Annotated in this window: 22 protein-coding genes and 1 other annotated feature; of the genes, 18 read left to right on the forward strand and 4 right to left on the reverse strand. The window is 50.6% G+C overall.

Features of this window, described 5'->3' with window-relative positions; translation table 11 throughout:
* The 3 genes from PHF27_RS06085 to PHF27_RS06095 all read left to right on the forward strand — a co-directional run.
* A partial coding sequence (locus tag PHF27_RS06085; RefSeq protein ID WP_300067349.1) for an MATE family efflux transporter occupies window positions 1-1,096 on the forward strand: 1,096 nt, incomplete at its 5' end.
* A gap of 1 nt (window position 1,097) precedes the next feature.
* Window positions 1,098-1,895 (forward strand): 5'-methylthioadenosine/S-adenosylhomocysteine nucleosidase, encoded by a 798-nt coding sequence (locus tag PHF27_RS06090; protein WP_300067351.1) that lies wholly within the window; start codon window positions 1,098-1,100, stop codon window positions 1,893-1,895.
* Window positions 1,896-1,960: 65 nt separating this feature from the next.
* Window positions 1,961-2,683: an NAD-dependent protein deacylase gene (locus PHF27_RS06095; protein ID WP_300067352.1), complete on the forward strand. Its 723-nt coding sequence runs from the start codon at window positions 1,961-1,963 to the stop codon at window positions 2,681-2,683.
* 91 nt (window positions 2,684-2,774) lie between these two features.
* On the opposite strand, the gene PHF27_RS06100 is transcribed toward PHF27_RS06095, so the two are convergent.
* On the reverse strand, window positions 2,775-4,142 hold the full coding sequence (locus tag PHF27_RS06100; protein WP_300067354.1) for a GGDEF domain-containing protein: 1,368 nt from the start codon (window positions 4,140-4,142) through the stop codon (window positions 2,775-2,777).
* A gap of 297 nt (window positions 4,143-4,439) precedes the next feature.
* Window positions 4,440-4,686: a binding site (T-box leader), on the forward strand.
* Between the two features lie 59 nt (window positions 4,687-4,745).
* On the opposite strand from PHF27_RS06100, the gene trpB reads away from it, so the two are divergent.
* The 7 genes from trpB to PHF27_RS06135 all read left to right on the forward strand — a co-directional run bounded on the left by trpB (window position 4,746) and on the right by PHF27_RS06135 (window position 12,750).
* Complete coding sequence (gene trpB, locus PHF27_RS06105; protein WP_300067356.1) at window positions 4,746-5,930, forward strand: tryptophan synthase subunit beta; 1,185 nt, start codon at window positions 4,746-4,748, stop codon at window positions 5,928-5,930.
* The gene (gene trpA, locus PHF27_RS06110; RefSeq protein ID WP_300067358.1) at window positions 5,923-6,702 is read left to right on the forward strand and encodes a tryptophan synthase subunit alpha; all 780 of its coding nucleotides are present in this window, start codon (window positions 5,923-5,925) and stop codon (window positions 6,700-6,702) included. The genes trpB and trpA overlap by 8 nt, the downstream gene beginning before the upstream one ends.
* Window positions 6,703-6,837: 135 nt before the next feature.
* Entirely contained in the window at window positions 6,838-8,235 is a 1,398-nt protein-coding gene (locus PHF27_RS06115) for an aspartate ammonia-lyase (RefSeq protein ID WP_300067360.1), read from the forward strand.
* 12 nt (window positions 8,236-8,247) lie between these two features.
* Complete coding sequence (hydF, locus tag PHF27_RS06120) at window positions 8,248-9,468, forward strand: [FeFe] hydrogenase H-cluster maturation GTPase HydF (protein ID WP_300067362.1); 1,221 nt, start codon at window positions 8,248-8,250, stop codon at window positions 9,466-9,468.
* Between the two features lie 64 nt (window positions 9,469-9,532).
* Window positions 9,533-10,684 (forward strand): glycoside hydrolase family 3 N-terminal domain-containing protein, encoded by a 1,152-nt coding sequence (locus PHF27_RS06125; RefSeq protein WP_300067364.1) that lies wholly within the window; start codon window positions 9,533-9,535, stop codon window positions 10,682-10,684.
* A 132-nt stretch (window positions 10,685-10,816) separates the two neighbouring features.
* Entirely contained in the window at window positions 10,817-12,385 is a 1,569-nt protein-coding gene (locus tag PHF27_RS06130; RefSeq protein WP_300067366.1) for a hypothetical protein, read from the forward strand.
* 11 nt (window positions 12,386-12,396) lie between these two features.
* Entirely contained in the window at window positions 12,397-12,750 is a 354-nt protein-coding gene (locus PHF27_RS06135) for a hypothetical protein (protein ID WP_300067368.1), read from the forward strand.
* Between the two features lie 3 nt (window positions 12,751-12,753).
* Here the strand turns inward: PHF27_RS06135 and PHF27_RS06140 are convergent, their stop codons facing one another.
* Both PHF27_RS06140 and nadE read right to left on the reverse strand, forming a co-directional pair.
* Window positions 12,754-13,323, reverse strand: a complete 570-nt coding sequence (locus tag PHF27_RS06140; protein WP_300067370.1) for a GNAT family protein — start codon at window positions 13,321-13,323, stop codon at window positions 12,754-12,756.
* A gap of 5 nt (window positions 13,324-13,328) precedes the next feature.
* Window positions 13,329-15,218 (reverse strand): NAD(+) synthase, encoded by a 1,890-nt coding sequence (gene nadE, locus PHF27_RS06145; RefSeq protein WP_300067372.1) that lies wholly within the window; start codon window positions 15,216-15,218, stop codon window positions 13,329-13,331.
* Window positions 15,219-15,384: 166 nt separating this feature from the next.
* Here nadE and PHF27_RS06150 point away from each other — a divergent pair, with 166 nt between their 5' ends.
* From PHF27_RS06150 to pckA, 5 genes are all read left to right on the forward strand, one after another.
* The gene (locus PHF27_RS06150) at window positions 15,385-15,645 is read left to right on the forward strand and encodes a hypothetical protein (RefSeq protein ID WP_300067374.1); all 261 of its coding nucleotides are present in this window, start codon (window positions 15,385-15,387) and stop codon (window positions 15,643-15,645) included.
* Between the two features lie 101 nt (window positions 15,646-15,746).
* Window positions 15,747-16,229, forward strand: coding sequence for a Cys-tRNA(Pro) deacylase (gene ybaK / locus PHF27_RS06155; protein WP_300067375.1), 483 nt, complete (start codon window positions 15,747-15,749; stop codon window positions 16,227-16,229).
* A 13-nt stretch (window positions 16,230-16,242) separates the two neighbouring features.
* The gene (locus tag PHF27_RS06160) at window positions 16,243-16,917 is read left to right on the forward strand and encodes a phenylalanine--tRNA ligase beta subunit-related protein (RefSeq protein WP_300067377.1); all 675 of its coding nucleotides are present in this window, start codon (window positions 16,243-16,245) and stop codon (window positions 16,915-16,917) included.
* A gap of 46 nt (window positions 16,918-16,963) precedes the next feature.
* A complete protein-coding gene (gene thrC, locus PHF27_RS06165; protein ID WP_300067379.1) occupies window positions 16,964-18,463 on the forward strand; it encodes a threonine synthase in 1,500 nt (499 codons plus the stop codon).
* Between the two features lie 138 nt (window positions 18,464-18,601).
* Complete coding sequence (gene pckA / locus PHF27_RS06170; RefSeq protein ID WP_300067381.1) at window positions 18,602-20,164, forward strand: phosphoenolpyruvate carboxykinase (ATP); 1,563 nt, start codon at window positions 18,602-18,604, stop codon at window positions 20,162-20,164.
* Between the two features lie 170 nt (window positions 20,165-20,334).
* Here pckA and pepF read toward each other — a convergent pair whose 3' ends face one another.
* The gene (gene pepF / locus PHF27_RS06175) at window positions 20,335-22,209 is read right to left on the reverse strand and encodes an oligoendopeptidase F (RefSeq protein WP_300067383.1); all 1,875 of its coding nucleotides are present in this window, start codon (window positions 22,207-22,209) and stop codon (window positions 20,335-20,337) included.
* A 124-nt stretch (window positions 22,210-22,333) separates the two neighbouring features.
* Here pepF and PHF27_RS06180 point away from each other — a divergent pair, with 124 nt between their 5' ends.
* The 3 genes from PHF27_RS06180 to PHF27_RS06190 all read left to right on the forward strand — a co-directional run bounded on the left by PHF27_RS06180 (window position 22,334) and on the right by PHF27_RS06190 (window position 25,289).
* A complete protein-coding gene (locus tag PHF27_RS06180) occupies window positions 22,334-24,061 on the forward strand; it encodes a radical SAM protein (protein WP_300067385.1) in 1,728 nt (575 codons plus the stop codon).
* Between the two features lies 1 nt (window position 24,062).
* A complete protein-coding gene (locus PHF27_RS06185; RefSeq protein ID WP_300067386.1) occupies window positions 24,063-25,013 on the forward strand; it encodes a TIGR01212 family radical SAM protein in 951 nt (316 codons plus the stop codon).
* A 120-nt stretch (window positions 25,014-25,133) separates the two neighbouring features.
* On the forward strand, window positions 25,134-25,289 hold the full coding sequence (locus PHF27_RS06190; RefSeq protein ID WP_018703122.1) for a hypothetical protein: 156 nt from the start codon (window positions 25,134-25,136) through the stop codon (window positions 25,287-25,289).
* The last annotated feature ends 53 nt before the right edge of the window (window positions 25,290-25,342 follow it).

A 25,342-nucleotide genomic window follows, 5' to 3' on the forward strand; every position in this document is an offset into this window, starting at 1 on the left:
CGGGGCGGAAGGGCGGGCAGTTCGCGTCGCTCAGGGTATGCTGCCGCTGATGGCCTTGAGCATGTGCATTTTTCTTCCCTTGCTGGCGCCGACAGTCAACACGGCTTTTTTTAGCGTCATTGGAGCGAATGAAGCTCTTTGGCCTATGCTTCACGCCTTTATACTTTGGCTGATTCCCGGGTTCTTCGTTATGGGTTATGTGATGACGGCGGAAGCTTTCTTTATGGCTCGCGGCGATACGTTGACGCCGATGAAAGCGATGGCTCTTGGCAACATCGTTAATATGGGGCTGGATCCGATCTTGATTTTTTCCTGCAACCTGGGCGTAGCCGGGGCGTCGTTAGCTACTCTTTTTGGACAAATTCTGGCAGGCGTTTACTTGTATCGGGCGCTGCGGCATCATGACTATGAATTGCCGCAGCTGCGTTGGTGCAAAGGCATGCTTGACGAGTGGAAACGGATCTTAGGGCAGGGGATTTATATTGCACTGTCTTATGCAATTATTCCGGTGGGCTTGTTTTTGCTTAATGCGGTGCTGGCGCAGTTCGGCCCGGCGGCGCTGGCAGCCTGGAACATGATGTCACGCCTGGAAATGTTGGTCATGCTGCCAATCATGGGGCTGGGAAACGCCATGGCTACGATGATTAGCTTTAATCTTGGACGAAGAGAATATGAGCGAGTGTGCGGCTGTGTGCGTTCTTTTTTCAAGATTTCCTTGGCGGTAGCCATGCCTGTGATGTTGGTGTTTGTACTGTTTCCAGAGACCGTGCTGGCTTTGTTTCAACCGACGTCGGAACTTCTCAGACTTGGCTCTTATGCGCTTAGAGCTTCCGGTATTGCAGGGGTTTTCATGACGGCTGTATTTGGTTTGCTGGGATTGGCGCAGGGTTTAAAGCGTCCAGTGTATATGATGGCGGTTTCAGCAACACATGCTCTGGGGGTTCGTGTTCCGGCAGCGTATTTTTTGGCTGCTTTAGGGGGCGAAACCGGCGTGTTTTGGAGCCACACCGTGGCTGCCGTTACGGCGGCGCTGCTAGCGAGCTTTTTTATTTTTAAGCTGCTCGGAAGTGTGAAAAAGCTTGCGAAGGAGGACTAACGTGCATTGGGGAAAAATTGTTGTTTTCGTTTTAGGCTTGTGGCTGGCGGCGTCTGCGCCCGTTTGGGCTCAAGAATCTCCAGTGTTGATTCAAGGCGCCATGGATATAGAGGTCCGCACCTTAGTGGAACGACTGGAAGAGCCGCAAGCTGTTGTGATTGACGGCTGGACCTATTGGCAGGGATATATTGGCCCTCAACAGGTAGTGGTTTCACAAACTAAGGTGGGGACTACCAATGCAGCAGCAGCGACTTTGCTGGGGATTCAGCGATTTTCACCTGCTGTGATTATCAACCAGGGTACGGCTGGAGGCTATCCGGCTTGGCTGCATCGAGGCGATTTGATTATTGGGGCGACCATTACCAACGCGGGGGCTGTTAATGCCGCCAGACGGGAAGCGGGGCAGGGACTTGAAGTACGCGAGTGGTCGGTGCGTGATGAATTTGGTCCGGTTCGCTGGCGAAGTGACGCCCGCTTGGTACGCTTGGCGGAAGCTTTAAAAGAAGTGTATCCGCAGGGGCGGGTGCATACAGGAACGATTTTTTCCAGTGACCGCTGGTCGCGGGAGCTGGACTATATCGCGTATTGGCAAAAGCAAGAGAAGGCCTTGGGGGAGGAAATGGAAGCCGCAGCAAGTGCGCAGATTGCGGCAGCTTACCAAATTCCATATCTTTGCGTGAGGGTTGTTTCCAACAACGAAGCGGCCCAAGAGCCCTGGGAGCCGGCGAAAGCCGAACGTTTGGCCAGCGGCTGCCAAGAGTACATTCTTAGATTGGTGGCAGCTTTGCAAAATCGCTGACGATTCGCAGCGATTTAATGAATATGCTATGATAAAAGAAAAATAAGTGGAAAGAGGGGCTAAACATGCTTCCTGTTGAACAGCTGCAAGAAATCATTTCGGCGTCGAATAATATTGTCTTTTTTGGCGGCGCGGGGGTTTCCACCGAGAGTGGCATCCCGGATTTTCGCAGTGTGGACGGCTTATACAATCAGCGCTATAAATATCCGCCGGAGGTCATGCTCAGCTATACCTTCTATCGAGAGCATACAGCAGAGTTTTATGATTTTTATCGGGAAAAACTGCTTTGTCCTACGGCTAAGCCCAATGCCGCTCATTTCAAGCTGGCGGAGTTAGAGGCTGCGGGAAAGCTGAAAGCGGTCATTACGCAGAATATTGACGGTCTGCATCAAATGGCCGGCAGCAAGACGGTGTTGGAGCTGCATGGCTCGGTAAAGCGAAACTATTGCCAAAGTTGTCATGCCTTTTACGATGATGCGTTTATTTTGCAAAGTACGGGTGTTCCTACCTGCGAATGCGGTGGTGTCATCAAGCCGGATGTGGTTCTCTATGAGGAAGGCCTGTCGCAGGAAACCATGCAGCGTTCCATGGAGTTTATCGCTAAAGCGGATGTGCTGATTGTAGGCGGAACTTCGTTGGTGGTGTATCCGGCTGCGGGGATGATCGACTACTACCGGGGACGCCAGTTGGTGCTAATCAATCGGGGCGCGACGCATTCGGATAAAAAGGCGAAGCTGTTGATTCAAGAGAGCATTGGAGAAGTGCTGGGGCGGATTTCACTGGCCTAAAAAGGGTGAAAGGACGAAACCATGCGGCTTTCCTAAAGCATGCCAATAAAAACGAAGGCAAACCGGAGGTGAAAACCGGCGTGCCTTCGTTTTACTTCCTCGGTTCTTCCTGCGCCTTGGGCGGGGCGAAACAGATATGCGTTTCTGGAGCTGCTTTGGCAGCGTACATGGCGGAATCGGCGCTTTGGATGATTTCATCGACGGCATTGCCATTTTCAGGATAGGTGGCGATGCCAATGCTGGCGGATACTTGCAGTTGATGCCCTGCAAAGGAGCAAGGCTGCTCGATCAGCTGCAGCAGTGTTTCCGCTAATCCAGCCAGGCTGTTGCGGTCCTTGATTTCCGGCAATAAAATAACAAATTCATCGCCTCCTTGGCGGCAGACCGTGTCAGATTTGCGGATGGCCTTTTGGAGGCGTTGGGCAATGGCGCAAAGCAAGGCATCGCCAGCATCATGACCATAGTTGTCATTGATCGGTTTGAAACGATCCAAATCGATGAAAATGATACCTAATTGTCGATGATAGCGTCTGGCTAGAATTAAAGCCTGCGCTGATTTTTCCAAAAATAGCACCCGGTTTGGCAAATTCGTCAGATAATCGTGATGAGCTAAGTAACGGATTCGCTCTTCCGCCTGTTGACGTTCCGTAATGTCGAGGAACATGCTGACGTAATAAACAAGCGTATTGTTTTTATCTAAAACCTGGGCGATGGATAGCATTTGAGGGTAAATTTCGCCGTTTTTACGACGGCTGACTACTTCGCCTTCCCAATGTCCCTGTTGGTGGATGGCTTGGAGCATATCCCGGTAAAAAGCGCTGTTTTGCTTACCCATAAGGAGCATTGTCTTTTTTTCACCAAGGACTTCCGCTAAAGTGTAACCCGATGTACGGATATAGGCGTCATTAGCAGAAATGATGCGGTGCTGTGCGTCGGTTACAACGATGGCAACCGGGCTGGTATCGAAAACCGTATGAGCCAGGCGTAAAGAAGCCTCTTCGCGGCGGCGCTCGGTAATGTCTTCGACAACAATCACCACGCCGCTGGCCTTTCCTTCGTGGTCTAAAAAAGCCCGGCTGGCGGCGCGATACCAGATCGTAGTTCCGTTGGGGAGCTGATGGCTGAGTTCGGCGAAGACAGGCTGTTGGGGGTGACGTAAGGCTTGGTTAAAATTACGTTTGCTTTCTTCGCGCGTGCTTGGGTCTAAGTAGAGACAGTAATCAGTACCCAGCACTTCGGCAGGTGATCTTTGAAATAAATCGGCGACGCATTGGTTGGCATAGAGAATATTGCGCTGCGAGTCCAGCAATAAGAGGGATAGGCCGGAGCTGTCATAAATAGCTCGTAACAAAGATTCCTGGCATGAAAGTTTTTCATTGGCGCTATGGGCGTTGTCGAGCGCTTTGGTTAGGCGCAGATGCTCTCGCAGCAGAAAAAAACTAAGTAATGCTAAATGCAAAGTAAGCAAAATGCCTGCAAAGAGCAGCCCGTCATCATTGTAAATATAAACTAAAGTTAAGGCGAAAAGGAAAATGAAAAAAAGAACGAGGAAAAGAGATTTGCGTCTAAAAGGTTTGGCAGAATAGTGCATAGAAAAGCTCCTTTCCGGCGGTAATTACGATGACTTTATACTATATGTTCAGGATTTATCGAAAAAAACCTTCCAGCAACATAAAGTGGACACGGATCTTTGTAAAAATAATTCGACCTAGAAGTTGACAAAAATGATAGTTCGTGGAATAATATGAATCAATATGATAAACCTATGAGCAAGAAGAGTAAGAATCATTGGTTGTACTCAGAGAGTCGCTAGCTGGTGAGAATGCGATTGCAAAGGTGATTCCGAATGGACTTGCGAGGGAGGCCCGAAATCGAAAGAGAGTAGGCGTCTACGGGGGCCCTGCCCGTTAGCAGCTGGGTGCATATGTTAGTATGCAAAACGAGAGGACGATTTATCGTCAATTTGGGTGGTACCGCAGAAGCTTAGAGCTTTTGTCCCTTTTTAGGGGACAAAGGCTCTTTTATTTTTTGCCGATTATGATGTAAAAGGAGAATGAAGAAAATGAGTAAAGGAAGATTTGGGCTTCATGGAGGACAATATGTGCCGGAGACGCTGATGAGTGCAGTGTTGGAACTGGAGAAAGCCTATAAGCGTTACAAGGAAGATCCGGAGTTTGTCGCTGAGCTGACGGAACTTCTTAACGACTATGCCGGACGTCCGTCGCGCCTGTATTACGCCGCTAAGATGACTCGGGATTTAGGGGGCGCTAAGATTTATCTTAAGCGAGAAGATTTGAATCACACAGGGTCTCATAAAATTAATAATGTGTTGGGACAGGTTCTTTTAGCCAAGCGCATGGGGAAAAAACGGGTTATTGCCGAGACCGGCGCTGGCCAGCATGGCGTGGCGACAGCCACTGCGGCAGCCTTAATGGGTCTGGACTGTGAAATCTACATGGGTAAGGAAGACACCGAACGGCAGGTGCTTAACGTATACCGGATGGAGCTTTTAGGAGCTAAAGTTCATGAGGTAACAAGCGGTACGCAGACCTTGAAAGACGCTGTCAATGAAACGCTGCGGGAATGGACAAACCGGGTGGATGATACGCACTATGTAATGGGCTCGGTTATGGGACCGCATCCGTTTCCGACCATTGTGCGGGACTTTCAAAGCGTCATCGGTCGCGAGGTCAAGGCGCAGATGCTGGAAAGGGAAGGCAAACTTCCTGATGCCGTGCTGGCTTGCGTGGGCGGCGGCAGCAATGCGATGGGTTTGTTTTATGACTTTATCGAAGACAAGGATGTGCGTTTGATCGGCTGTGAAGCTGCCGGGCGGGGCGTGGATACTGCGGAAACCGCAGCAACTATGGCAACTGGGTCTGTCGGCATTTTCCACGGGATGAAATCATATTTCTGCCAGGACGAGTATGGGCAGATTGCGCCGGTCTATTCGATTTCCGCTGGTCTTGATTATCCCGGCGTAGGGCCGGAACATTCCAATCTGCGTGATTTGGGACGGGCGGAATATGTGCCTGTGACCGACGATGAAGCAGTGGAAGCCTTTGAATATCTGTCTCGCACGGAAGGCGTTATTCCGGCGATTGAGAGCTCCCACGCCGTAGCGTACGCCATGAAGCTGGCGCCTACGCTGGCTAAAGACAAGACATTGGTTATTTGCCTTTCCGGACGGGGCGACAAAGATGTGGCCGCCATTGCACGCTATAAGGGGGTAGAAATTTATGAATAAGTTATCTCAGGCCTTTGCCAAGGGAAAAGCCTTTATTCCTTTCGTCACCGCAGGCGATCCGTCGCTAGAGGTGACGGAACAGCTCGTGCTGCAGATGGCGGCTGCTGGAGCCGATTTAATTGAGCTGGGGATTCCTTTTTCCGATCCCGTCGCCGAAGGGCCGGTTATTCAAGAGGCTGATATCCGCGCTTTGGCGGCAGGCACGACGACGGATAAGATTTTTGAGATGGTAGGGAGAATTCGCAAAACCTGCCAGGTGCCCATGGCTTTCATGACCTATATCAACCCCATTTTTACGTATGGCGCAGCGCGATTTTTGCAAAATTGCCAGGCTGTCGGCATTGATGCGCTGATTGTCCCGGATATGCCGTATGAAGAAAAGCAGGAGCTGCTGCCGTTTTGCCAAGAACACGATGTGCGCTTGATTTCCATGATTGCGCCAACCTCCAACCAGCGTATCCAGACTATCGCCAGTGAAGCCGAAGGTTTTTTGTATTGCGTATCCTCTATGGGCGTGACCGGGGTGCGTCAGGAGTTGGGGAATCATGTAGCGGCGATGATTCAGACGGCCAAGGAAGCAAAAGAGATTCCCTGTGCGATTGGGTTCGGCATTTCTACGCCCCAGCAGGCTGCCGCGATGGCTGCCATATCGGACGGCGCGATTGTGGGCAGCGCTATTGTGAAAATCGTAGCCCAGCATGGCCAAGAGTGCGTACCACATGTGGCAAAGTATGTGCGTGAAATGGTGCAAGCGGTAAAAGCAGTACAATAAAAGAATAAGAAAATCGGTACAAGCGGCGTTTGGATACAATTCCAAGCGTCGCTTTCTTCTGTGGTGAATGTCTTGCACATGTCAAAGGTTGCTAGTAACATAGAAAATAAACACATTGCTGCGAGGAGAATGCATATGGGACGGCTGGAAAAAGACTTTTTGGGAGAACGGGAACTGCCGGAAGACGCGTACTATGGCATTCATACGCTGCGCGCCATGGAAAACTTCGCCGTATCCGGCGAAAAAGTACACCCGGAGCTGATTTGCGCGCTTGGTGTCGTGAAACAGGCGGCTGCGGAAAGCAATATGAAGCTGGGGCGGCTTGACGAACGGCTGGGACAGGCTATCTTTCAAGCGGCTGGCGAGGTAGCTTCAGGGCAATGGCAGGAATTCTTTTTGGTGGATGCCTTTCAAGGAGGCGCAGGAACGTCTACCAATATGAATGCAAACGAAGTCATTGCCAATAGGGCCATTGAAATTTTAGGCGGCGTTAAAGGAGACTATAGCCTGGTTCATCCTTTGGACCATGTGAATATGTCACAATCGACGAATGACGTCTATCCTACAGCGCTGCGTATTGCGGCCATCAGGCTGCTTTTGCCGTTGGCGGAAGCTTGCGCCAATCTGCAAGGGGCTTTGCAGCGCAAGGAAGAAGAATTTGCCGGTATCCTTAAACTGGGGCGCACAGAGATGCAGGATGCCGTGCCGATTACCGTTGGTCAGTCTTTTTCAGCGTGGGCGGAAGCAATCAGCCGCGACCGATGGCGTCTTTATAAAGTAGAAGAGCGCCTGCGCAAAGTGAATCTTGGCGGTACGGCGGTAGGCACTGGCTTGAATGCTCCGCGCAAGTACATTTATATGGTAATTGAACGGTTGCGCAGCTTGAGCGGCTTGGGACTGGCGCGGGATGAAAACGGCGTGGACGGAACCCAAAACGCCGATGTTTTTGCGGAAGTGTCAGGTTTACTTAAAGCTTGCGCTGTCACGCTCCAGAAAATTAGCGGCGATTTGCGTTTGCTCTCGTCAGAGCCTTTTGGCGAGCTGCGCTTGCCGCAGCTCCAAGCTGGTTCATCCATTATGCCTGGTAAGGTCAATCCGGTGATGCCAGAAATGATTTCGCAGATTTCTTATCAGGTAATGGCGCGGGATTTGGCCATTACCTTGGCTGCGCAAAGCGGGCAGTTGGAATTGAACGCCTTTTATCCTCTGATTGCCGCTAATCTGTTGCCAGCTTTGGAAAGTCTGGCTAAGGGGATGAATTTGTTTGCGGAAAAATGCATTGAGGGCATTGAAGCGGTTCCGGAAGCCTGCCGAAGACATTTGGAAAAAAGTACGGCTGTAGCTACCGTGTTAGCGCCGCTCGTAGGCTATGTAAAGGCGGCTGCCTTGGCTCAAGAGTCGCGGCGCAGCGGGCGGCAAGTATTGGAACTTTTGTTGGAGCAAAAACTGCTGAGCGAAGAGGAAATGGAACGTTGGCTGCAAGCCAGGCATCTTACCCATGCCGGTATTGTGGGCGAAGAAATCAAAGCATAGGAGACGCTGGCTATGAATACAACTCCCCGAGGCAACCGGTTGCATATTGCGCTTTTTGGGCGACGAAATGCCGGAAAATCAAGTTTAATCAACGCTTTGACCAACCAGGAATTGGCGATTGTTTCGGAATTTGCCGGGACGACGACAGATCCTGTGTATAAGTCTATGGAAATTTTGCCGTTAGGCCCGGTGGTCGTTATTGACACGGCTGGCCTGGACGATACTGGTGAACTGGGAGAACTGCGAGTGGCAAAGTCATTGGAAGTTTTGGCGAAAACGGATTTGGCGTTAATTGTCATGGATGCAGAAAATGGCTGCGGGGAGCCGGAGCAAGAGATTGCCGCTCTTTGCGCAGAGAAAAAAATTCCGGTGATTGCGGTGATCAATAAACAAGATCAAGCAAAGGCTGCGCCAGAACAGCTGGCGGCTTGGCAAGGGGCTTTACAGGCGGCGGAGATGGTTTCCGTGAGCGCCTTGCAGCGAAAAGGCATCGGTGATTTAAAGATTGCCATGGTGAAAACAGCGCCTCTTCTTTTTGAACAGCCGACGATTGTAGGCGATTTACTGCAGCCAGGCGATACGGCGGTGTTGGTGACGCCTATTGATTTGGCGGCGCCTAAAGGCAGGCTGATTTTGCCGCAGGTCCAAGTCATTCGGGATATTTTGGATTCCGACGCTATGGCATACGTAGTCAAGGAAAGGGAGCTTAAAGAATGTCTGGGTAATTTGAAAAACAAACCTCGCATCGTTATTACGGATTCGCAGGCTTTCTTAAAGGCTGACGCCGATACGCCGCCTGATGTATTGCTGACGTCTTTTTCCATTCTCTTTGCTCGCTATAAAGGGGATTTGGAAACCCTGGTAAAGGGGGCCAAGGCCTTGTTGGCCTTAAAGCCTGGAGACCGTGTTTTGATGAGCGAAGGCTGTACGCATCATCGCGTGGAAGACGATATCGGAACGGTGAAAATTCCTCGCTGGATCCGGCAGTATGTTGGGGGCGAGCTTGAATTCTCCTGGTCCAGCGGTACAACGCTGCCGACAGACTTGTCTTCCTATCAGGTCGTTGTTCACTGCGGCGCTTGCATGCTGAATCGACGGGATATGTTGGCGCGTATGATGGCTGCGCAGCAGCAAGGGGTGCCGATCGTCAACTATGGTGTGGCTATTGCGGCGCTGCAGGGGATTTTGCCGCGGGCGCTTTCGCCGTTTCCGCAGCTAGCGGATTTGTTGTAATTGTATTAGGCAGGCGGCTTTTATCTTTGCGGCCGTATTGCGTGAATAAGAAAGGGGTAAAACTTTGCATAGCGGAAAAGGGAAGCTAAAAAAAGTAGCAGTTTTTCTTTTGTTTTGTATTTTCATGGGCGTGACGGCCGAGGGCTTGGGAGAAACAGCGGCGGGGTCAAAAGAGTCTGTATCTCAAGAAGTGCAAGTGGAAGCGTTGCTGCACGGGATGACCTTGGAAGAAAAAGTGGGTCAGTTGCTATTTGTCGGCATTGCGGGCCCAGAGGCGGATGCGGAGACCTTGGCCCAACTGCGGGAATTGCATGCTGGAGGCGTTGTTTTATTTGATCGCAACATGCAAAATCCCACCCAAGTGAAGTCTCTTATTGGCGCTTTGCAAAAACAGACGTTATCGCAAGCGCCGCGACTTCCTCTCTTTGTTAGTGTAGATCAAGAAGGAGGACGAGTGCTGCGCATGAGAGAACAGGTGCTGCCGCTGCCGTCTCAGGCGGAATTAGGCTTGCAAGGCAGCACCGAGCAGGTGGAAGAATGGGCGGCGAAAAATGCGCGTGAACTTATATACCTGGGCTTTAATGTAAACTTTGCGCCTGTAGTAGATATCGGTCTGGGGGCGGAACGTTCTTTTGCCAATGAAGCGGCGGAGGTGACTCGTTTGGCGCGGGCTTCTGTATTGGGCTACCGCAAAGAAGGCATGCTCTGCACGCTGAAGCATTTTCCCGGCATAGGAAAGGCCCCCAAGGATCCGCACCAGGAGATTTCCGATATTACCGCAGAGCGGGATGTGCTGGAACAGGAGGACTTAGCTCCTTTTCGAAATTTGATCAATGAATTTGACATACAGCCGCCACTGATTATGGTCTCTCATCTGCGGTATCCGGCGTATGATGCCGAGAATCCAGCTTGCGTTTCGGAAGTTTTGCTTAAAGGAGTGTTACGCAAGCAGCTGGGTTTTGAGGGGCTGGTTGTGACGGATGATCTAGAAATGGGCGCCATGACGTCTCTTTATTCCTTTCATGATATGGGGGTGATGGCTGTGGCGGCAGGAGCGGATGCACTTCTGGTTTGTCACAATGCGGAGAGCCAGAAACAGGTATACGCAGGAATCTTGGAAGCCGTCCAAGAAGGCCGTTTGCCGGCTGATCGCTTGGATGAAGCGGTACGGCGTGTTTTGCGGACAAAACTGTCTTTGCCGCCCATGCAGGAATAGCCGCTCGCGCTGCTAAGGGGATTGTCGTCTTCTCGTTTAGGAACGAGAGTGATATAATGGCAACGTAACTATATTTTTAGGGAATTGTAAGTGCGTGTTCCTTGGTTCTCTAAGAGAAAGAAGTGCCGCCGTATGAATAATGTATATGCTCAAGTTCAGGCTTTTTATGATGAAGCGCCGCATTTAACTCCGTTATCGCAGGAATGTGTAGATGGTTTTTTACGCCAGTTGGCCTGGCAAGGGAAAAATGCCGCCGAGTTGATGGAACAATGGCAAAATGTGCGTCGCTTGCTGTTATACATGATGTTTGCAGATATTGTGTTTTTTGAAGACCTGCGGGCGGTTCAGATCAGCTTGGCAGTAGAATGGCTGGCTGTGCAGGAAGAAGAGTTCAAACTGAAATTGTCTTTTGTACGACCCTTTTTGAATACGTTGCGTGATTTGGCCGATTATCTGGAAGGCAAAAAATTTATTGATGGAGCGCCAGGCGTTCGGGAAGCGGCGCAACGCATGGTAGAAGGAGGACGCCTGCATTTGCTGGAATTGCCTGCAGTGGGTTTTGCGGAAGCGAAAGGCCTGGATATTGTTGAAGTCGTGCGGCGTAACCAGCAGCAGTTTGGTCTGGCGGAAACAGCTCAGCGCGTCGCTGATTTGTTGGAGCGCGCCTATACTCGTATGAGCGGCTATTTCCAAAACACAGTGTTTCAAGAAGACATCAACCGAGCAGTGTTTTTGTATGGAGGCGAATCTATGCTGGCGCCGGAAGAGGGGCCGCAGCGCGATGCTTTTTGGACTTCTTTTTGGGATTTTTTTCTTTTTGACTATCATTTGCTGCGGAATGACAGGCAGCCGATTCGTCATTTTTTAATCCATAATGAAGCGAACTTGTCGGCGGAAGAAGCGGCTTTGTTGGAGGATATGGCGCAATCGCAGTTTACCGTCTTTTATGTACAGCGAGTGTTGGATGCGGAAACAGTAGAATGCATTGATTTATTGAGAGGAACGGCGTTTAATATGCCGATGCCAGGTTTTGGCTTGGATTGGAAGGGGTTTCTGTTCCTAGGACATGTACGGACCGGAGCAGCGTCAATGGCCAATTATGTTTGCCATTTCACCTCGTATGAAACAAGCCGCGCCTTGCAGCGCCGCATTCAAACCGAGGTGCATCGCATGCAGGTTTGGTTTTCTTGTCAGAGCGGAGCTGGCTCTATGGATGACTTCCTATGCCGCCATGCGGCGGCAGTGCGCCAATTGGTTATGCAGATGGCGCATGGGGAGCGTTTTCAGGTGCTGCCGGAACTGGTGGAACATGAAAAGCCTCCGGTTGCAGCGGAGACAGAAGAGTTGTCGCCTGTCGTGGAAATTGTGAAGGAAGTGGCCCCTGTTTTTGGCTTGTCGCATTATGACGTACAGATGCTAGAAACAATGTGGCGACATTACTGCGCCGTACAGGGGCGTCCTCGCTTTCGCCGCCCTGAAAGCTGGGGAGGCGCGTTGCTCTTGGCGTATGGCGGCATCAATGATTTAGATCATATTCAGGCGGGAATTGCTAGTGATTTCTTGGATGTGTCCCATACATTGCTGAAAAAAAATTATGAACAGTTATGCCGCAGCCTGGAACTTACTGCTTATGATGTGCGCTATCTCAATGAACAGGGGTTAGTATCTGTGGTATCAGGCGAGGCCTGGGAACAGGATTAGGAGGATGTGCTGTGACGGTATGCGAATTTTGCGGAGCCCCTAAAGAAGACATAAATAAGCCTTGCCCGCAGTGCGGGCAAGGCGATGTGCGCGTATTGAGCCGCCAAGAGCGACGATCTTTTTCAGGAGAAACCATTGAGATCGGCAATGACGGCGCCGCAAGAGAGGAGCGCCGTTCTTCCTACCAGCAAAGCCGGCCGTCTGGCGTGTATGTGAAGCAGATTCGGCTCTTTGGCGGCGGCTGGTGGTGGAAGGCGTTGTTGGCGGTGGTTGCATTGGGCGCAGTATTTATATTCTTGCTGCCGGTCTTTTTTGTTTTGGTCATCGCCTCTTTGTTGGGCTGGTTTTTTCTGCGGCTGCGCTAAGTTCTAGTTGTTATTTTCAACAGCAGACTCATGGAGAAGCGCTTCTAGCGAAGGCGCTTCGGAGCGGAGCATGGAGAACATTTCGAGATCCAGATAGGTTCCCATATGGAAGACGGCTTGGCGCAATGTGCCTTCGTACTGGAAGCCGCAGCGTTCCGCGACGATGCGGCTTCCTTGGTTGCCTTTCAAGACATTCAACTGCAAGCGAGGCAGGGGGCGAGAAGCAAAGAGAAAGGCGATGAAAAGCTGCAGCGCTTCTGTCATATATCCTTTGCCGCGGTCTTCAGGACGGTACAGGCGGTAGCCGACTTCCAGACCGGCCTGGTAGAGGAGGCCTTTGAAGTAATACAATTCTCCCAGCAGACGATCTGTTTGGGCGTCAATGATGAGCATGGTTCCGGCAGTGTCCTGCCAGAGTCCATGCTCATTAAATTTTTGCTTCAATTCGGTTTCCGTGTAAAGTTCAGCGGGCCAATAGCTGCCTTTGGCATTAATATCATTGCCCAGGCGCCAAAGCAGAGACAGATCTTCTTCGCAAATGGGGCGCAAGGTGACGCGGTGTCCACGAAGCATGTGCATTACCTTCTTTCTTTTAGTAGTTGTTCTTTTAGTTGGTGATACCGGCGGGTATAGTAGGGGCCGTTTTGCGCTTCCCGATGGTCAAAGCCGTACGCGCGGCGGCTGATGGCCAGGACTGGAGGAGCTTGAATTCGTTTGGCTACGCCCATGCCGCTATAAAGATTCCACCAGCGTTCTAGATCGGCAATAAAAACGACAGGATCGCTGAAATGTGTTTTAAGTAATTCCGGAGGGCAGCCAAGTTGTTCGGCCAGCGTATTATCACTGTACCAAGTCAATACGTCTTCCGGCGTGGCGCGCTGCCAACGTTCCATAAAAGCGTGAAACAAGCGGTCATGATAGGGATAAATAAGAGGGTCGCCTTTGCCTTCATCTACGTTTTGCGCCGCAGATAGCTCGGCGCTGGGAACCAGGTCAATGGTGGCTTGGGGGATGACTTCGCGTTGATAGACGCAGTCATTGAGGAAACGGGCGGCATCATACACTTGGTATTTCCACAAATCGCCTAGTACGGCGAGAAACCCGGCCTGATCGCCGTACAGCGTCGAGTAGCCGACGGTAAGTTCGCTCTTATTGGCGTTGCAAGTAAAACCGCCTCCCCAGGCGGCCGCGGCAGCAGCCAGGATGCGGCTGGAACGGTCGCGGGCTTGGATGTTTTCCTGGACAAAGGAAGAAGGAGTTAGATCCGGCAAGGGTAGCGGGCTGTCCGGACAGCGGAGCGAACTGAACTGATGCATTGTCAGTTCTAAGGAGTCCTGCACTGGTACAACGGCGTAATAGCAGCCTAGACGCTGCGCCAATTGGGCTGCTAAATCTTTCGTGGTAGCCGAATTGAAGCGGCTGGGCATGTTGATGAGAAACAACTGCTCCGGTTCCAGTATAGAGCGGTAGAGGGCGGCGGAGACAGCGGAGTCGATACCGCCGGAAGCGCCGATGACCACGCGGGAAATACCGGTTTGCTGCAGGAATTGACGAATACCATAGCGCAAAGCCTGTACAATCGTGCTTGTGTCGTCGGGCGTCATGGCAGGAAATTGAGCAGGCAGATTTTTCAAAGAAATGATATGCAGGCCCGCTTCAAAAGCAGGCGCGCTATAACGAAGGCGGCCCTGGGCGTCATAAAGACTGCTGTTGCCGTCAAAAGTATACACTGTTTTACCGTTGTTTTGCAGGCCTACTTGGTTGAGGTAGAGGAGCGGCGCTTCATACTTGGCTGCCTGAGCGCCAAAAACGCGGTGACGCTTGTTGTTTTTGCCTAAGGTGAAGGGAGAACTGGAAATGTTGACGATAAGATCCAGTTTGCCGCAGCGCTGCTGCAGTTGCAAGGGCTGGACAGCATAGTCTGCGTCCCAGCCGTCTTCGCAGATGAGGCAGGCGGTATTAAAAACTCGATCGCCGATAGGCAGTGAAAGCGGTTGCGCCAATTGTGCTAAAGGCAGGCCGCTTTCTTCCGCTAACTGCCGGAGACTGAAGAAATGACGGCTGTCATCGAACTCACGGTAATTAGGCAGCAAGGTTTTAATGACAAAGGGGTAGGGGGAATGCGGCGGAGCTATCAGGCGGCCGTCTCTGGCCGCAAAAAGAGCGTTGTATTTGCGTGGTCGTCCGTCTTCGTTGCGACGCTGCCAATCAATAGCTACGTTGCCAAAAACAACAGTAATATCCTGGCTTGCGGCGATGATTTCGGCGCCGCAAGCTTCGCAGTCGCGGAGAAAGGCAGACTGCTCCCAGACATCTCCCAGCAGATAGCCTGGGAGCGACATTTCCGGAAATACAATTAGCTCTGCACCTTTCTGACGGGCTTCGTCAATAAGCTGCAGCATACAAGCGAGGTTTTCAGCCGGATGTCCCGGGCGAACTTGCATTTGCGCAAGGGCGATAATAGGCACGTAAGCAGGCTCCTTTCCGTTCTAACATAGCCTATAAATTTCGCTGTCGCGGAAAGATGTCCTGCCGATTCGCTATAAGGAACGACTTTTCTTTTGAGAAAGGCAGGAATTTTAAGTAGAATTGTATAAGTATATGCGAAAGCAATTACTGCAAGGAGGTCAGAGTATGACTGAAAAGACAAGCGTGATGGCTGTGATTTTGGAAAATCGAGTGGAAACGGCGACAAAGGTACAGGAAGTGCTGACTCATTTTGGGTGTCATATTCGAACTCGTTTGGGGCTGCATCAAGCATCTGCGGATGTATGCAGCAATCAAGGCTTGATTTTGCTGCAATTATTTGGCGACGATGCGGTTGTGCAGCAGCTAACCCAGGATTTGCTGCAAATTCCGACGGTAAAGGTAAATTCAATGGAGTTGGATTTATAGAAAAAGCGCTTTTGGAAAACGGAAGGCAGCAGCGCGGATTTCTGTGTTGCTGCTTTTTTGTGATGAAAAGAGAGCCATACTGTATGGAGAGAAGTAAGTATATGAAACAAAAAAAGACGAATGCCGTCCGGCTGCTGGAGCAGCAGCATATTTCTTATGACTTGAAGCCGTATGAGGTGGATGAAAACGACTTGAGCGCTCCTTCTGTAGCGGCTAAAGTGGGTATGGAGCCCCAACAGGTCTTTAAGACCTTGGTGGCGCGAGGCGATAAACATGGCGTCCTATTAGCCTGCATTGCCGCGAATGCGGAGCTGGACTTAAAAGCGCTGGCCCAGGCCAGCGGCAATAAACGGGTGGAAATGGTTCCTTTAAAAGAAGTACAGGGTTTGACAGGCTATATACGCGGCGGTGTTTCGCCGGTGGGAACGAAGAAAAGCTATCCGGTATATTTAGATGAAACCGCAGTGGCGCAAGAGCAAATTGCCGTCAGCGCCGGTGTGCGCGGCTGCCAGATGATTTTAGCGCCGCAGGATTTGATTTTGGCAACCAAGGCGGCGGTATGCCGCATTGCAACGGAGAGTTGAGCGCGGAGGAACTATGAAGATAAAAATTGACAAAACGATTGGCGAGCGTTTACCGCACTGCCAATTGGGCTATCTGACACTGAATGGCGTTCGCGTCAAGGGAACGCCTCCTGCGCTGAGTCGGGAGATTACACAGCTGCAGGCGGAAATGGCGGAGCGATACCAGATGAATGTGCTGCCTCAAGTGCCTAAAATCATGGCGGTACGCAATATGTATAAAAAGCTGTCTGTGGATCCTTCGCGTTACAGACCCGCCTCGGAGGCTTTGGTACGGCGGGTGCTGCAGAACCGGGCGTTGTATTTTGTGAATAGTGCGGTGGATGTGAATAATTTTTGCTCGCTAAAATATTTGCTGCCTTTTGGTTTGTATGATCTAGATAAGGTGGCTGGCGATTGCGTCACCTATCAGATTGTCGGCGAAGGAGCGTATACCAATATTGCGGGCCATACGATTCAAGCCGGGCAAAGGCCTTATTTGTGCGACGCTGGAGAGATCTTTGGCAACCCAAGCAGTGACAGCCGGAGAACGGCTGTTACCTTAAGCAGTGAACGGCTGCTTTGCGTTATTTATGCCGATGAAGAAGAAAGCAAAGAAGAATTATCAACTATGCTTGATTTTACGGCGGAAATGCTGATGAGGTATAATGGAGGCATACTGGTAGAAAAAGGTATTGCCGCTGTTGAATAGAGGCGGATATTGCCGGATGCAGGAAAATAGAGGAGGAAGACAATTTATGTTGTATCAGAGCACACGGAATGCGGACATCCGGGTTACATCCGCGGAGGCGATTTGCCAAGGCTTGGCCAATGATGGGGGCTTGTTTGTACCTGAGAGACTGCCGGCACTAGGGCCTGATGAGTTGCGGGCTTTGCAGGATGCATCGTATGAGGAAAGGGCTAAAGCGGTATTAGGCTGCTTTTTGACTGATTTTAGCGAAGCGGAGCTGCAGGACATCGTGACCCGCGCCTATGGGCAGGGACAATTTTCCCACAGCGATATTGCGCCGGTTGTGAAAGTGGCGGAGAAAAAAGCCGTTCTTGAGCTATGGCACGGACCGACAAGCGCTTTTAAAGATATGGCATTGCAATTACTGCCGCATTTGGTTACTACATCTTTGAAAAAGACAAAGATAACTGATACAGTGGCGATTTTAGTGGCAACGTCCGGTGACACCGGCAAGGCGGCCCTAGAGGGCTTTAAAGATGTGCCGAATACGGCTATGATTGTTTTTTATCCCCAAGGCGGTGTAAGTGAAGTGCAGCGCCTGCAAATGGTCACGCAAGAAGGCGGCAATGTGGATGTGGTCGCCGTGGAAGGAAACTTTGACGATGCGCAACGCGGCGTTAAAGAAATTTTTGGCAACAAAGAAGCGGCAGCCAAATTAGCTGAGGCGGGAATTCGTCTGTCTTCGGCTAATTCCATTAATTGGGGGCGTTTGGTGCCGCAAGTAGTATATTATGTGAGCGCCTACCTGGATATGGTAAAACAGGGCAGCGTAGAGTTTGGCGGAGAAATCAATGTGGTTGTGCCGACAGGCAATTTCGGCAATATTTTGGCCGCGTATTATGCACGATTGATGGGAGTGCCGCTGGGCAAGCTGATTTGCGCTTCCAACAACAATAATGTACTGACTGAGTTTTTGCGGGAAGGCCGCTATGACCGGCGGCGTCCGTTCCACAAAACCATTTCGCCGTCCATGGACATCTTGGTATCCAGTAATTTGGAACGACTGCTATACCATGTGTCAGGGCAGGATACGGCGGCAGTTGCAGCGTGGATGAAGTCGCTTCAAGAAGAGGGGCTGTATGATGTCCATGGGGCAGCTTGGGATGGCATTCGCGATGTGTTCTGGGCGGATTGGGTGGATGATGCGGTCACGCAGGACACGATAAAAACGGTATATGCCCAGCATGGCTATGTGCTGGATCCCCATTCGGCCGTTGCCTGGAAGGTGGCGGAGCGCTATCAGGAGGAAACTGGCGACAATCGCGTGCTCTTGGTCGTCTCCACTGCCAGCCCCTTTAAGTTCAATTCCAGCGTGCTGGAGGCGTTGGCGCCAGAGACGTTGCGCGGCGCAGCTGATGAGTTTTCTTTACTGGAGGCGTTGGCGGCGAAAACCGGCCTTGCAATTCCAGAAGGACTTGCGTCTTTGCGTACCAAGAATGTCCGGCATTCTCTGGAATGTCCGGCAGCAGACATGGAAAGCATGGTCTATAAGCTGCTAATAAAATAAGTTTTTCTTACAAAAAAGTAAAAATAGAAGGTGTTTTATGTATTTTTGCCGAATGGATATAGTGTTCTAAAAATGTTTTCTCGCGAAATAGGGAGTAAACAAGGCGTAACACTATATTGACGAGGCAGGTGTTAAAAGATGAAACACAGTGTGGAAGTTTTACAGGTGGCAGGGTGTGTGCAGCGTAATTTGGCTCCGGCAGCTCTTGTGGAAGAAGCCATCCGCCGAGGTGAGGGAGTTTTGGCGGCGAGTGGGGCTTTGAGCGTGACTACCGGCAAATATACGGGACGGTCTCCTCAGGATAAATTTGTGGTGGATTGCCCGGAAGTACATGAGAAAATTGACTGGGAAAACAACGCCGCTTTTTCGCCGGAAGCGTTTGAGCGTTTGTATCAGCGCATGCTAGCGTATATTCAAGGAAGAGACGTCTATGTGTTCGACGGTTTTGCCGGCGCTGACACAGAACACCATTTAGCAGTACAGTTCATTAATGAGCGGGCATGGCAGAATCTTTTCGTACACCAGCTTTTTATAAGGCCGGAAGAAGGGGCGCCTGAGGTAGAACCTGACTTTACGGTGCTTTGCCTTCCTGGTTTTCGGGCTATTCCTGCAATTGACGGGACCAATTCGGAAGCGTTTATTGTTGTTAATTTACATGAAAACGTAGTTTTGATTGGCGGCACTCATTATGCAGGGGAAATGAAAAAAGCCATTTTTTCGGTTATGAACTTCTGGCTGCCGCAAAAAGGCATTTTATCTATGCATTGTTCAGCGAATGCCGGAGAAGACGGAAATACAGCGCTCTTTTTTGGTTTGAGCGGTACCGGCAAGACCACTCTTTCCGCGGATCCCCATCGGCAATTGATTGGCGATGACGAGCATGCGTGGGGTGAAAAGGGTATCTTTAATATTGAAGGCGGCTGCTATGCAAAATGCATTCATTTAACACCCGAAAGCGAGCCGGAAATATGGGGGGCCATTCGTTTCGGCAGTGTGGTGGAGAATGTAAAACTAGACACCCAGACCCATTTGCCGGATTATGATGATTCTTCACTGACGGAAAATACTCGTACCGCCTATCCGGTCGATTATATTCCTAATGCGCTGATTCCCGGCGTGGCGGGTCATCCGAACACGGTTGTTTTTTTGACGGCAGACGCGTTCGGCGTATTGCCTCCTATTTCTCGCCTGACCAAGGAACAGGCTATGTACCATTTCCTATCTGGCTATACAAGCAAGCTGGCGGGAACGGAACGGGGGATTAAGGAGCCGCAGGCTACTTTTTCCACCTGCTTTGGCTCTCCGTTTTTGCCATTGTCTCCCTTGGTATATGCCAAGCTTTTAGGCGAGAAGCTGGAGCAGCATCAGACGCGGGTGTATCTGATTAATACCGGCTGGTCCGGCGGCCCTTATGGCGTAGGAAGCCGCATCAAGCTGGCTTATACGAGGGCTATGGTTTCGGCGGCCCTGTCCGGAACCTTAGACGAAGTGGAATTTAAGGCAGATCCTATTTTCCATCTAGCGACCCCGCTTTCCTGTCCCGGCGTCCCGGAGTCTGTGCTGGACCCCAGAAAAACCTGGCAATATGCTGCTGATTACGACAAACAGGCTCGCCGGTTGGCAGAGCGCTTTCAGGATAACTTCCACAAGTTTTCCGGCGCGATGCCGGCGGAAATTATTGCCGCAGGGCCTACTTTGTAAGCGTCAGGCATATGGATCGCAAGATCATACGAAAAGAGCAGTCTCCTTCGAGGCTGCTCTTTCTCAATTTTAGAATTTTTAAATTCGTGCTTTTTGCTTCCGAACCTCATGCCCTCCTTCGAGCCCTCCGGTTCTCCGATTCTCCTGTTTAATCCTTTGCAACCCTGTGTTTAAGGCTGTTGGCTTAAAAGTTGTTCCAATTCAGCCAGGCGAGAAGAGAAGTGGGCCATGGTCACTTCTACAGGCTGAGGGGTGCTCATATCGACGCCAGCTTGGCGGAGAAGTTCTACGGGATGATCAGAGCCGCCGCTGTGCAAGAACTTCAGGTAACGCGTCTGCGCCTGAGGGTCGCCGCTGCTCAGACCGTGCGCCAGAGCCGTGGCGGCAGCGTAGCCTGTGGCGTATTGGTAAACATAAAAAGGACGGTAGAAATGGGGGATGCGGCCCCATTCGATATCTAAGCATTCGTCCAGAACCAGGTCGGGACCATAATATTGGCGGTTAAGGTCAAGCCAGAGTTTGGAAAGAGAGTCGGCAGTCTGCGGCTGTCCTTGCTCCATCTGTTTGTGTACGGTGCGTTCAAATTCCGCAAACAAGGTCTGGCGGAAGACGGTAGCGCGCACTTGTTCTAAATACTGATGCAATAAAGCAATGCGTTCTTGGCGATCGGTGGTTTGCGCTAAAAGATAGTTGAGAAGTAATATTTCATTAGTAGTAGAGGCGACTTCTGCGCAGAAAATGGTGTATGCAGAAGTGGCATAGGGTTGCTGCTTTTGGCTGTAATAGCTGTGCATGGCGTGGCCCAGCTCGTGGGTGAGCGTGGATACATCTTCGCTGCGTCCTTGATAATTGAGCAGAATGAAAGGATGCACGCCGTAGATTCCCCAGGAATAAGCGCCGCTTTGTTTGTTCTTTCCCTCTGGTACATCCAGCCAGCGCGAGGCAAAAGCTTGATCTAATTGCTCCAGATAAGCCGGTCCCATGACGGTTAGGCTGCTTTTGACAAGCTGCTGCGCATCGGGATAACTGATTTTGCGCGGCGGCAAGGCGCCAACTGGGGCGTAGAGATCATACATGTGGATTTCTTCTAGCTCAAGAGCCTGTTTTTTTAGCTGCACGAAACGGTGCAGCGCCGGCAAATGTTCATGGATGGTGTCTATTAAGCCGTCATATACCGTTGCTGGAATAGCGTGCGGTGAAAGGGAAGCGTCCAAAGAAGAATCATAATGGCGGGCTTTGGCGCTTAGTACATGGTTTTTGATCGTGCCGCTTAAGGTGCTGGCTAGCGTATTGCGATAGGAACGATAGGTAGTGAACAACGCCTCGAAAGCTTCTTTGCGTACTTCTCGCTGGGGAGAACGAATAAGCGAATTGTAACGCGCTTCACTTAAAGGCAATTTTTCGCCAGAGTCTGTCAAGGTTTCGGGAAAACGCATATCGGCGCGGGCCAGCATATTGAAAACCGTGGCAGGTGTTGTAAAGGATTCTTGGAAACGGGCCATAAGTTCTTCTTCTTTTTGGCTGAGAACATGCGGCTTTTGTCGTTCCAGTTCACGCAAGTCAAAGGTATAAGGAGCTAAGCGAGCATCAGCCTGTATTTTTTTCTCCAGCATTCCTGCAGGCCATTCGAGAAGCTCCGGTTCGATGAAAGCGCTGGCGGCGCCGGCTTCGGCCAAGAGCGCTTCCATTTCGCTGGTCATACTCTGATAACGGCTGTCTGCGTTATCGAGGTCTCTATGCAGGCGGGCGTAAGCATAAAGACGGCTGCTCTTTTGGCCGATTTCATCTTTGAGCTGCAATACTGCCGGCAGTGAATCGACATGATCTTGCAAATGTCCTTTATAAGCGGTCAGCTTTGGTAAGAGGGACTTGAGGGCAGCGGCGTCCTGGCGCCAAGCGGCTTCGTCCGCGTAGATGTCGTTAAGGTTCCAGCGCCAGTCAGAGGAGACTGGTTCTGAGGCGGCGAGGGCGACCCCGTCGCTGTCTGCGGAAACGAAAAACAAGGAAGAGCCAAGTAAAAGAGAAGATACTAATTTCATTTTCATGAGTTCACTCCTTCAAAGGATAGTCTTCAAATTTCATTCTCTTCTTGCGGGGGAAAGTCCTGCTTAAAGGGAAGGTTTGCTCTATGTGCTGATTTGCGATACACTTCAGGGTGAGGTGAACGCAATGAAGGTCGTTTTAACAACGTTAAACGCAAAATATATTCATACATCATTAGGCCTGCGGTACTTGCGGGAGAGTAGCAAAGCATTGGGCCATGATGTAGTCTTCAAGGAATACTCCATTAATCAGGAGCTATTAACAATTGTGGGCGATATTTGCCGTGAGCGTCCGGATGTGGTGGCTCTTGGCTGTTATATTTGGAGTAGAACTTTAGTGGAGGAGTTAGTTGATAGCTTGAAGCAGGTTTTGCCGCAGTCGCAGATTGTATTGGGCGGACCGGAAGTAGGCTTTACGCCGCAAGAAGCCTTGGAGGCTATGCCGGGAGCGGACGCCGTTGTTTTAGGGGAAGGGGAAACGGTTTTGCCGCAGTGGCTGGAGGTTTGCGCTGGAAAACGACAGGCGGAGACGGTAAACGGAGTTGCCTGGCGTAAGGAAGGAAGAATTGTCGTACAGGGCGGACCGCAAGCCCAAACGGACTTGGCGCAGCTTCCCTTTCCTTACCAGGAAGAAGAAATGGCTTCGCTCCAAGGGCGGATTCTGTACTACGAAACGACGCGAGGGTGTCCTTTTTCCTGCCAATACTGTCTTTCCAGCGCCCAGGACGGGGTGCGGTATTTGCCGTTGGCGCGCATAAAAGAAGAAGTTTTGTTCTTCTTGCGTCATGGCGTCAAGCAAATTAAGTTTGTAGACCGCACCTTTAATGCCCGCAAAGATCATTATCGGCCATTGTGGAGCTGGCTGGCTTCTTTGGAAGGGGACATCAATTTTCACTTTGAAATTGCCGCCGGTTTGCTGGAACAAGAAGATTTGGACTTTTTAGCTACCGTGCCAGTAGGGCGATTTCAGCTAGAAATAGGCGTGCAATCTACCCATGAACCGACGCTGAAAGAAATTCAACGGCGGAATTACTGGGAAAAACTGCAGCAGGCTGTATCTTTTTTACGCAGGCAAAATAACATGCATTTGCATTTGGATTTGATTGTAGGGCTTCCTTATGAAGGATGGGGAGAATTCCACCACTCTTTTAATGAAGTCTTTGCCTTGCGGCCGCATATGCTGCAAATGGGCTTTTTGAAGATGCTGCCGGCGTCTGGCTTGCGGCAGCGGGCGGCAGTCTATCAATATCGGTTCTTGCAAAAGCCTCCTTATACGGTGTTGGCGAGTAATGCTATGTCGGCGGAAGAAATTCGCAAATTGCGCTTGGTGGAGGATATTGTAGAACATGTGTATAATGGAGGCCGTTTTCAACAGGCTCTGAACTATTTGCTCGCTTGTTGGCAGCAAGACGCTTTTGCCTGTTTTAGCAGTATTGCCGCATACTGGGATGAAGAGCGCCTGGATTTGGCAGCGATGGGAGTGCGCGGCTGGTATCGGAATTTGCTGGCCTACGCCCAGTGGCGTTGGGGAGAAGAAAAGCAAGGTGTATTGCGTGAGTGGCTGCGGCTGGATGCGCTTCTTAGCGATGGCGGGCAACAGCGGCCGCCAGAGTTGAATTGGAACGGATCCGAGTGGGAAGGAGAAAAACAGGCTTTTTGGCGTGATGAGGAAGCTGTGCGGCAGTATATTCCGGAGTACGCTTTTGGCAGTTGGCGAGAATTGAAACGAAAGTATCATCTGGAGTTTCTCTTTTTGCCAGGGCCTGACGGGCGAGTGGAACGGCATAATTGGTTAGTGCGCTACGATCTTTCAGAGGGAAGCTTGGCCCAGGAGGTGCAATTGGATGCAGAATGAATTGCCTTATCGCAGCTATTCGCAGTATCTAAAAGAACGTTATGGCGAGAAAGTATATAAGCTGCCTGTTAGTCTGCCTGTAACTTGTCCTAATCGCGATGGAACTTGCGGTAACGAAGGCTGCGTTTTTTGCGGTTCCATTGGTGCAGGGTATGAAAATTTACCAGCGGACTGGACGGTGACGCGGCAATTGGCGTCGAACCGAGAGCACATTTCCGGTAAATATAAAGCCAATAAGTTCATACCCTATTTTCAAAACTTCAGTAATACTTATTTGCCGCCGGAGGAGTTACGACGCTACTTAGTAGAAGCATGCCAACCCGACGTGGTGGCCTTGGCTTTGGCGACCAGGCCGGATTGCGTCAGCGACGCGCATCTGGAAGTACTGCAGAATATTAAAGAAACATATAACGTAGACATCAGCGTAGAGCTGGGTTTGCAAACGGTGAACTATCATACCCTGGATAAAATTGGCCGAGGGCATTCGTTGGGAGAGTATGTAGATGCTGTTTGCCGGCTGCACCGCTTTGGTTTGGAGTGCTGCACTCATTTGATTTTGAATCTGCCCTGGGATGACCGGCGGGACGTGGTGGAGAATGCGAAGGTGTTATCAGCGCTGGGGGTGGAACAGGTAAAACTGCATGCTCTTTATATTGTTAAAGGGACGCAAATGGCTCGGTGGTATGAAGAAGGAAGCATTCAATTATGTTCTATGGAAGAATATATGGAACGGGTCATTTTATTTTTGCAATATCTGCATCCCGATATGGTAGTACAGCGTCTTCTGGGGCGGGCGCCGGAGAGTCACACCTTATTTAGTAATTGGCAGACCGGTTGGTGGAAGATTCGCGATGAGATTCATGCAACCATGAGGGAACGGGGGCTGCAGCAGGGGGATTGCTGCAATTATTTAAACGGGGCCGCCGTAACTAAGAAATTTGGAGTTTTTTGAAAAAACTTGCAGTTGCGTGAATTGATAAAGGCATTTACATTGCTGGAAAACCTTGTTAAAATCAAAAACGTTGTGATTTTACTTTTTTGATTTAATTCAAACGAGGTGTGAAAGAAGAAAATGGAAAAACTCGAATTGTTGGCTCGTATTCGCAAAGTCTCATCGCTGGTTCACAGCGCAGATCTGCACGAGTATTCTTTCAATGCACAAACCATTTCTCAATTGCGGCAAACGTTGGACGAACTGACTGAACAATACATCGAAACATACTGCTAAGCAACGCCGAAAATAAAAGGGGCTGGTTCTTTGGAACCGGCCTCTTTTATTTT

This window comes from Anaeromusa sp. (genome assembly GCF_028691475.1).
Lineage (GTDB): Bacteria > Bacillota > Negativicutes > Anaeromusales > Anaeromusaceae > Anaeromusa.